We start from the raw sequence: 8,917 nt of genomic DNA on the forward strand, positions 1-8,917 counted from the left end.
GAAGGAATGTATTATAACAAACGGTGCTTTAGTTCAAGAAGAGATAGTTTCAAAATAACTGGATATTTATGTTGAAAATAACTTTGTCGTATAGTATATTAATGGAAATTAGAGGTGAGTATAATGCGTTCTTATAAGATTATTATGTCGTTCTCACAATTACATCATCATATCAAGTAGCCTTGCTATCCGATTTTAATAATCGTCAATAGGAAGGCTATTTATCATTAAAACCGTATTTGATTAAGTTCAACACTTAAATCAGGTGCGGTTTTTTTATTTATTAAAAAAATTTGGAGGTTAAGGAATATGAAGAAAATGGATTATCAAAATGTGAAGGGTACACAAGATTATTTACCTAATGATGAAGTAGTACGAAGAAATATTAGAAGAACTTTAGAAGACGTATTTATCCAATACGGATGTAACCCCCTCGAAACACCTATATTAAATTACACGGAATTGCTCGCTTCAAAATATGGTGGAGGTGCTGAAATATTAGAAGAAATGTACACATTAACGGATAGAGGAGAAAGGGATTTAGCTTTAAGATACGACCTTACTATTCCCTTTGCAAAAGTTGTTGCTATGAACCCAACATTGAGGATGCCTTTTAAGAGATATGAAATTGGTAAAGTATTCAGAGATGGTCCAATCAAATCGGGACGTTTTCGTGAATTTACTCAATGTGATGTTGATATTGTGGGAGTGGAATCACAAATTGCTGAAGCAGAATTAATGGTTATGGCATTAGATGTATTCCGTAAACTCGGGTTAAAGGTAATGATTCAATATAACAATCGGAAATTATTAACGGGTATGTTAGAAGTGTTTAATACAGAGGAGGACAAAATAAATAAAGTTGTTTTAATCCTTGATAAACTTGAAAAAGTAGGATTAGAAACGGTAACATCGGAGCTGACTGAACAAGGTCTTTCACCTTCCACTGTCCAATCCATTAAACAGTTTTTGAACGATAAAAATAATAAAAGTTATAGCTACTTTGAGCCTTTTGCAAAACAAAATAAACAAGTTGAACAAGGATTAGAAGAATTGAAAGAACTGGAAACCTATTTAGCTTTCCTAGGTGTTAATGGTAAATGTGTATTTAATCCGTTCTTAGCAAGAGGATTAGAGATATATACTGGCACTATTTATGAAGTTTTTTTAACAGACAAAACCATCAAGTCTAGCATTGGCAGTGGTGGTAGATACGACAATGCAATTGGTGGACTCATTGGTACAAAAGAGAAATTCTCTACGGTTGGAATATCATTTGGTTTAGATGTCATTTATACCGCTTTACAATTATCGAAGGATAGCACGCTAGAAGAATCGAATGTCGATTTTTACATTATACCAATGAATACTCAAAAAGAATCATTATTAGCAGCAAGTTATTTAAGAGAAAAAGGGTATACGGTGGAATTGGAAATGGGGAACAAGAAGTTAGGTAAAGCCTTAGATAAAGCAAATAAAGAGAAAGTACGTAATGTTATCATAATTGGAGAGGAAGAAGTAAAAAATAATCAATTTAAAATCAAAGATATGTTAACTGGTGAAGAAAAAACTGAAGGTTTCCTTTTTAATAAATAACTTTTCTTATTGAACAATAGCGTTAGTTAAAGCAGAATCGAATTATTTTAGGGTTGGTTCCATATTATAATTATTCAATTAAGCCAGCCAATAGAAGTTTCAGTGATTTCAGCAAAACGGGATCAAGTCCCACGGGCGCTATGTTCTATTCCGACTACCCCTATAATAAAACCAAATAAAAAGTTCAACCAGTAAAAACTGGCTAAACTTATAATACGATCGGGCGCGATTGTTGAATAAGAAAGGGCATTACATATTTTATATGACTAATATGTAATGGCCTTTTATTTATCTATATTATAAAATTTAGGTCTTGATAAAAAATTTGCTTGTTTTACCTTCTTGATCTTGGTATAAGTACTCAGAAAATTGAAATGTGGCATCAATCAGTCGATGGTGGTCATGATGATTTAATTGAGTATATGGATTGGCCAGTTACAGAAAGCTATATCGAAACTGTTGGACAACATTTTGGAATTAAAACATCATTTCAGTGGCATGAGGGTGGAATTTATAACGAACTTATGAGAAAGGATAGTCTTACTGATAACGTTTATTACTGTGATAACGGAGAAATAGTTAAGCTACCTACAAGGAATGGTAAAAAAAGTACAAGGCATAAATGGCTTGCAATGAGTCCTGATTTAAGAGTCAGATGGTGTTCACCATATGTGAAAATTGATGCCTTTCGTAGGGTATTAAATAATTATCCAAGATATAAAGATAAAAAGATTCTTGTAATTACTGGTGAACGAAGAGAAGAGTCTCCTAACAGAGCAATGTATTTCGAAACTGAAATACATGCCTGTAATAGCAATATGAGACTTGTACACGCTTGGCGGCCAGTGATTGATTGGTCAGAACAGATGATTTGGGACGAATATGAGAAAAGAAGATTTCTTCCACATCCAGCGTACTTGCTTGGCTGGAACCGTACTAGTTGTTTTGGCTGTATTTTCTCAACATCAGACCTATGGCAATGATGCGAGAAATAGCACCTGAACGTTTCAATAAGCTAGTGCAGAAAGAAAAAGAGTTAAACCATACCATTGATACAAATCGCTTATCTCTGGAGCAAAAAGCTAATTTTGGTTCAATTGACCGATTACCGAAAGACAAACGATTGAGTAAATGGGTAATTCTTGCATTAAGTAGAAATTTTAATAAAGAAGATTTAATTATGTATAAATGGGAAATACCAGCGGAAGCTTTAATAGGTTCAACCGGTGGACCTGTTTAATCCCATTTCAAATAACCATGTAACCATTTAGGGGAACATTGATTTATTTAAACTTAGATAACTAAAGAGTAATTATGTTAAGACAGGATGGATAACCCACCCTGTCTTTTTTTATATCATACTGGGGGAAATAAAAATTTGACCAATTTTTTTAATGATGAAAAAATGCTTTTCTCAACATCATATCTGGATGACGAGATTAAATGTTTAAAGGTCGCAATACCACCACATATCCTAGCTACCTTTGCTATGCGGAGAAATGAAAAGGAAGATAAACTGCTTCAACATAACCTTTTAGACCGAATTGGGTATAAGGTTGAATCGCTGTATATTGATTGTGGATCTTTTACATTTAAAGATACTGATTATGGATTACAGGAAATGATCGACACTTATTAAGAAATGAGAGAAGAAGATGGATACACATTTGATATTCATGATGAACAAGAATTGGTGATGTTTTCTCATTGGTGGTTCCGTCAATTTGATGCAAGGGTATTTTTAAAAAAAAGATTTGTGTAGATATAATTACCAGTAGAATTACAGTTTTATATACCTTAATATAATAGAGTGCTTCATGAGACCTAAAAATATACCACACTGGAGGTTTTGAAATGAAAAAGAGTATCATTGCTAGTGTAGTAGCTTTGGGAGTGCTAGGAGGTGCAACAGTTCCAGCCAATGCAATGACTATGTTTAAAGAACCGCCGTTCGAATCTTACAAAGTATACAAAGGAGATTCTTTTTCGCTCATTGCAAAGCGTTACGGACTGGATTATAAGAAACTAATGGAACTTAACCCAACAGTTGACCCAATGAATATGCAAGTGGGTTCTGTTATTAGGTTAATGCCTGAGAAAACAGCGAACCAAGAAGAAGTCATTACGAACAAGATTATCAATACAGGTTTATCCTTAATAGGAAAGGCTGAATACTCTGATCTAGGTAAAGTAGACTATGCCTCCCTTAAATTCCGTTGTGCTTCGTTCCTTGATTATATTTTCAAACAAAACGGAATTGACTTAGGTACAGCAAATGAAGATGATATGTATGAAATGGGAACACCCGTTGAAAGGAAAAACCTAAAACGTGGGGATTTAGTTTTCTTTGACGGTAACCATAACGGACTAATTGAACATGTAGGAATTTATATTGGAGATAATAAATTACTTCATATGGCGAACCACAAATTAGACGTTGTTGTTAGTGACATGAATGGAAGCTATTATAAAGAGGCTTATTATGGGGCAAAAAGAGTTATACCTAGTTTGCTTCCTTAAACTACACCAGCAAACAAAGACAGGCGGTTTTCCCCTGTCTTTTTTGTATATATTTTCTTTGCCATTTACAACCCCATCCAATAACAGCCTATGCCCCGATAAATAAAAGAGCTAGGCTGAAGATACTACAGTTGTAAATATAGATGTTCTCCTTAAGGATTTAGAAAATGAACTTAAAAATAATTGAAGTAACGGCTGTATTAGAAATATAATTTAGAATCCATTTTGCTTTTCGTATTTTTCCTCCACAATCGGGACATTTAATGGAATAAGACTCTTAAAAAAACGGGATATTCATGTGAGATTTTGAAGAAATGCACTTAAACTGATTTGTTCAATAAGGAGATGCTCCGCTTCCTATACAGAGCAGGAGAATTGACCCCAGCTATTTAAGCAAGATCGTCTCCCCAAATTCATCAAATGCGTGCTTAAAGTCAAATGCAAAAGGATCTGTTCCATGTTGAATATAAAAGTCGTATCTCTTGAAAGCCTCCTTCCATGAAACATCCGTTACCTTCTCCGTCCACCACACCACATAATTAGGTTGTCTCTCTTGAAGAGGTCCAAACCACTTGTTCCTGTCCCGTAAAGCTTGCTTATGTTGACCTGAATAGGTAAAACGATATAAACATTGAAGGCTTTTCCATACTGTTAGTGTGAGAATGGGGGAACCCTCTCCTTTAATTGCTTTCTCAGGGAAAAGTACTCTATTAGGTGAAAATTCCTTTATTAGATGCCCAGTTTTAGCAGCCTGTCGAATTATTTCATTTCCGACTTCAAAAAACTTACGAGAGGCAGGATGTTCATTTGGATGTTTTAACCTACCAACTGTATAAATCGCAACAAAAGCCAAAATTACCCCTCCAATTACACTATTTACCTACATATATTCTAGAATGACTGGACTAATTCCTAGTTGAACTATATAACTATTAATTGTGGTGGTAGATCAGATGCTTTTCTTTGTTGAACCTTTATTTAGTAGAAAAATACTCTTTTTAAACACCAGATTTAAAAAATGAGTTGCAAAAATGGATAATTATAAAGAACTTAGAAAATTTGTAGGACAAAGTCCTTTTATACTACCAGGTTGGGTTGTTATCAAAATGATTCTAGTATTGAGTCCAAATCCTAGTTATTCCATTAAAGAGCGCTCTACCTGAATAAGAACAACAAAAGAATGCAAAACCAGTTGTGTAAATTTATGAGTTGTAAAATAGTAGCTTGCATGTCTTCTTGCAAATACTTGTGAAAAATGTTAATCTAAATATGAATTATTTTTGTTCGGTGTAAAGGATAGTTTTAGTAAAACTTTTCGTCTTGATGATCACTGAGAGCAAGGATAGTAACACAATGTGTGTTTTTCACACTAGGAGGCAACATAAATGGAAAATGGTAAAGTAAAATGGTTTAACAGCGAAAAAGGCTTCGGATTCATCGAGCATGAAGGTGGAGAAGACGTATTCGTACATTTCTCAGCTATTCAAGGCGAAGGTTTCAAAACTTTAGAAGAAGGTCAAGCTGTGACTTTCGATGTTGAGCAAGGTCAACGTGGAGCTCAAGCAGCTAACGTGCGTAAAGCTTAATAATAAAACCAAACTCAAGCAGGCTCTTTATAGAGTCTGTTTTTTATTTATCTTATAAGCAAAGAACCCCACTCACGAATGAGTAGGGCACATATAAAACAGTAAATCAAATGGTAAACAAAGTGTATCACATAATCACAAATTCTCCTACATTTAAATTAACAATTTTATTATCCTTTTGTAGAGAGGGCTAAATTACCAACCCTTTTTGGGTTATTCAAACGAGTGCTTATGTTGGATTAAGCAATAATATTCAACAAATGGGTGCGATTCTGTAGCAAGAATTACGCTCTTTCGTTGTGTTAAGGGCCATTAATGGAGGAAGAATATACAGAAAAAGTGACTGGAAGGATGTTATTTATTGCAATATGCTTGGTTAATAACCGAGTAAAATGACCAAAACTAACCAGATAGGTAACTTAACTTAGAATAATTATGGAGTGATTTTATGAGTAAAGCTAAAGGAAAAGGTGGAACTGGGAGAGGAACAGACAAGAAGGGTTGGAATCGTTGGCAAGCTAGTGCAAACAAAAAAAAGAGTGCAAAACCTTATGTTAGTAAAGGTACAAAAAAAACAAATGTTGAAAATGACCCCACGAGCAAAAGTTAAACTAAGTTATCCGAAATATAGCGAATGCTGAAATAAATACAATTATTTATTTACCCAACGTGTGCGAGCTCCTTTATAGGAGTTCGCTTTTTTCTTTTTATGCTGGGTAAGGTCAGTTTAATATAAGTAACAATTTACTTTTCTAGGTTTTTCTTAAAAATAAACGGTTCTTTTAATGTGAAATCGCTCTTTTAAAAAGCCCCTTAAATTTCTCCCTATCTTCTGATGTAAATGGTTTTGGCCCCTTTGTACGCATTCCGCTTTTTCGAGCCATTGCGCTCAAATAACGTGTTTGTAATAATTGGTCAATGTTTTCATTTGTATAGGTAGACCCATTATGGTGAAGTACCACACACCCTTTTGCTAACCCTAGCGAAGCAAGACCATAATCTTGCGTAACGATTATATCTCCTTTTTCTACTAACTTTATAATCCGATAATCAGCAGCATCTGCTCCAGAATCAACATAAATGGTTTCCACTCCTGATGGTTGTTCCGCATTAGAAAAATGAGAGTAGCTAGTAACAAGGATAACAGGTATTTCAGCACTCGTACCTTCAGAGATAATGATATCTTTTACCGGACAAGCATCTGCATCAACATAAATTTTCATCTTTACCTCTCCCCGTAAGTAAGTTTGAGTTGATGATAGTGGCAAATTTAGTCTTTGTCAAACGATAAAGATGGTTTACCTAAAATCATTAAATAACAAAAGAAAGATCTTTTTTTCATTGGAGAAACCCTCTTACAGAAAATAAGGATATTGACCCTTCTAAGAACAAGTTATTTGCTGTTATGATTTTCGAGATTTGGATTTGTTTGTAAATCATGAAAGGTAGGATATAGCAAAGATGAATTTAAAAAAGATTTTCAAGTCTTTAGTTCTAGCATTCTTTCCTGCGGCCTCAACCGATCATCCCAAGTCCATTCGCTCCCCGGGGCCAGGTGTCACAGTGATCGGGGTCCTGATGGCTCTTTGGTGCATCGCGTTTGCGGTGGTCAATATCGTTTTCGAGGTCACTGACCATTTCGCCGGGGGTCCACTTGCCGAGTACACGGCCGGCATCACGGTGATGAACTGGCTTGTTGTTGGCTTTAAGTCATTGGGCGCGGCTGTGGAATTGTTGTCGGTTGCGAACATCCCGAAACTTCACCTACCGGCACTCATGACCGTGTTGGTGTGGGGAGCTTTCGCCACGCTCGGCTTATATGCCCTGGGCAGCGTGACGCAGGCGCTGGGTATGATCTTTGGGTTTATGGGCACTGCCGAACAAATCGATCTGGCAGGCATCGGCTACGTATTTATGTTCCTGTTGGCCGCGGCAGGCTATGGTTTCCTGGCCGTCTCCTACTCGCGGCGATACGGCACACGAAGAGGCTATGCTGTCCTCGGGGTGGTCGGCGCACCTGTGGTACTTGGTTTGATCCTGATAGCGGTCCCAATGCTACTGGTTGCCCTCGGATTCATGCCTGCATACTGATGACACTTTTCGCTGACAGGAAAGATGGAGCATCATTATTAATCACCATTTCCATGGTGATCCTTTCTGCTTCTGCCAATTCTTGCGCCACCTCAACGTTCATCCCACATTTTGCGCCTGTATAGGTATGTTTATAATTTTTTGGCAGGAATTCGACTCCCACTATCAAAGTTTAGATGAATCCAAGCAATGCGGTGATTCCTTTGACTCTATAAAAAGATGAAATCCCAGATATTTATTCGATTCGTATCGGATCGAACCAAGTTAAAATAATCGTTAGTATTGGATATCATAGACAATATTCGAGAGGAATGGAAATACTTCACAACTTTTAAGAAATCGGGCGCGATTGTGGAAGAACGAATTGTCATTTCACACTAGTATTACATTGAAGCAATCAAACGGGCTATTTAGAAAGCTAAATATAAATTGCAACGAGAAGTTAACCATGATAATGTAATTTATGGGTTAGATTCCTATAAACCTACCCAAAGGAGTTATTTCCATGATTATTCAATTCATTCGTTATAGATAGTAACAGGTATAGACTATTTTCAGATCCTATTCATATTTTTTTGAAAAATATGAGGAGGGTTTATTTGTCTATGCCTTTTTCATTTATCTAAAAACGAATGAATGAGGTGACTTCTTTGTTTAAAATGAATAAAAGAATGAAGAGTACGGAGTATATAAGTAACTTTGAATCCATTTTTAAGTGTCCTATTTGTCATTCATCAATGATGGTTTTTGAGTTTAAAAGTTTAATCTGCTCAAATAACCATACATTTGATTTTACCAAGCAAGGATATATCAACTTGACGACTCACCAGGTAAAAACTAAGTACAGCAAGGATCTTTTCGAAGCACGAAGAAAACTTATTATAGAGGATGGATTTTTCAAACCACTCAGCCAAGCAATTGCTGAAATTATAAATAAGCATACTATTAAAAAAGGAGAAATATCATTAATTGATATGGGATGCGGAGAGGGTTCACACCTATCCTCTATTTGCGATATTGTTAGTTCTGAATATAATAAAACAATTAAAGGAGTAGGAATTGACCTTTCTAAAGAAGGCATATTGGTAGCTGCCAAGAACTACACCAATAAGATTTGGGCTGTT

Annotated in this window: 11 protein-coding genes; 9 read left to right on the top strand and 2 right to left on the bottom strand. The window is 35.6% G+C overall.

Annotated features, from left to right (window positions below):
* Window positions 1–309 precede the first annotated feature (309 nt).
* The 5 genes from V7164_RS25105 (at window position 310) to V7164_RS25125 (ending at window position 4,116) form a co-directional block, all read left to right on the top strand.
* Complete coding sequence (locus tag V7164_RS25105; protein ID WP_335355582.1) at window positions 310–1,596, top strand: histidine--tRNA ligase; 1,287 nt, start codon at window positions 310–312, stop codon at window positions 1,594–1,596.
* A gap of 374 nt (window positions 1,597–1,970) precedes the next feature.
* Window positions 1,971–2,579 (top strand): phosphoadenosine phosphosulfate reductase domain-containing protein, encoded by a 609-nt coding sequence (locus tag V7164_RS25110; protein ID WP_335355583.1) that lies wholly within the window; start codon window positions 1,971–1,973, stop codon window positions 2,577–2,579.
* A complete protein-coding gene (locus tag V7164_RS25115; protein ID WP_335355584.1) occupies window positions 2,576–2,836 on the top strand; it encodes a hypothetical protein in 261 nt (86 codons plus the stop codon). Before V7164_RS25110 ends, V7164_RS25115 begins: the two co-directional genes overlap by 4 nt.
* Window positions 2,837–2,974: 138 nt before the next feature.
* Window positions 2,975–3,235, top strand: coding sequence for a hypothetical protein (locus V7164_RS25120; RefSeq protein WP_335347987.1), 261 nt, complete (start codon window positions 2,975–2,977; stop codon window positions 3,233–3,235).
* A gap of 215 nt (window positions 3,236–3,450) precedes the next feature.
* Complete coding sequence (locus tag V7164_RS25125; protein WP_335347988.1) at window positions 3,451–4,116, top strand: C40 family peptidase; 666 nt, start codon at window positions 3,451–3,453, stop codon at window positions 4,114–4,116.
* A 385-nt stretch (window positions 4,117–4,501) separates the two neighbouring features.
* Here V7164_RS25125 and V7164_RS25130 read toward each other — a convergent pair whose 3' ends face one another.
* Entirely contained in the window at window positions 4,502–4,969 is a 468-nt protein-coding gene (locus tag V7164_RS25130; RefSeq protein WP_335347989.1) for a DUF3291 domain-containing protein, read from the bottom strand.
* A gap of 532 nt (window positions 4,970–5,501) precedes the next feature.
* On the opposite strand from V7164_RS25130, the gene V7164_RS25135 reads away from it, so the two are divergent.
* On the top strand, window positions 5,502–5,702 hold the full coding sequence (locus V7164_RS25135; RefSeq protein ID WP_335347990.1) for a cold-shock protein: 201 nt from the start codon (window positions 5,502–5,504) through the stop codon (window positions 5,700–5,702).
* 448 nt (window positions 5,703–6,150) lie between these two features.
* Window positions 6,151–6,312 carry a DUF3934 domain-containing protein gene (locus V7164_RS25140; RefSeq protein ID WP_335347991.1) on the top strand — a complete coding sequence of 54 codons (162 nt, stop codon included), beginning with the start codon at window positions 6,151–6,153 and terminating at the stop codon, window positions 6,310–6,312.
* A gap of 172 nt (window positions 6,313–6,484) precedes the next feature.
* On the opposite strand, the gene V7164_RS25145 is transcribed toward V7164_RS25140, so the two are convergent.
* Window positions 6,485–6,925, bottom strand: a complete 441-nt coding sequence (locus V7164_RS25145; RefSeq protein ID WP_335355585.1) for a YaiI/YqxD family protein — start codon at window positions 6,923–6,925, stop codon at window positions 6,485–6,487.
* A 238-nt stretch (window positions 6,926–7,163) separates the two neighbouring features.
* On the opposite strand from V7164_RS25145, the gene V7164_RS25150 reads away from it, so the two are divergent.
* Both V7164_RS25150 and V7164_RS25155 read left to right on the top strand, forming a co-directional pair.
* Window positions 7,164–7,793, top strand: coding sequence for a hypothetical protein (locus tag V7164_RS25150; RefSeq protein ID WP_335347809.1), 630 nt, complete (start codon window positions 7,164–7,166; stop codon window positions 7,791–7,793).
* Window positions 7,794–8,452: 659 nt separating this feature from the next.
* A partial coding sequence (locus V7164_RS25155) for a putative RNA methyltransferase (protein ID WP_438824749.1) occupies window positions 8,453–8,917 on the top strand: 465 nt, incomplete at its 3' end.

It is taken from the genome of Bacillus sp. JJ1474, from assembly GCF_036965225.1.
In the GTDB taxonomy this organism is placed as follows: Bacteria; Bacillota; Bacilli; order Bacillales; family Cytobacillaceae; genus Cytobacillus.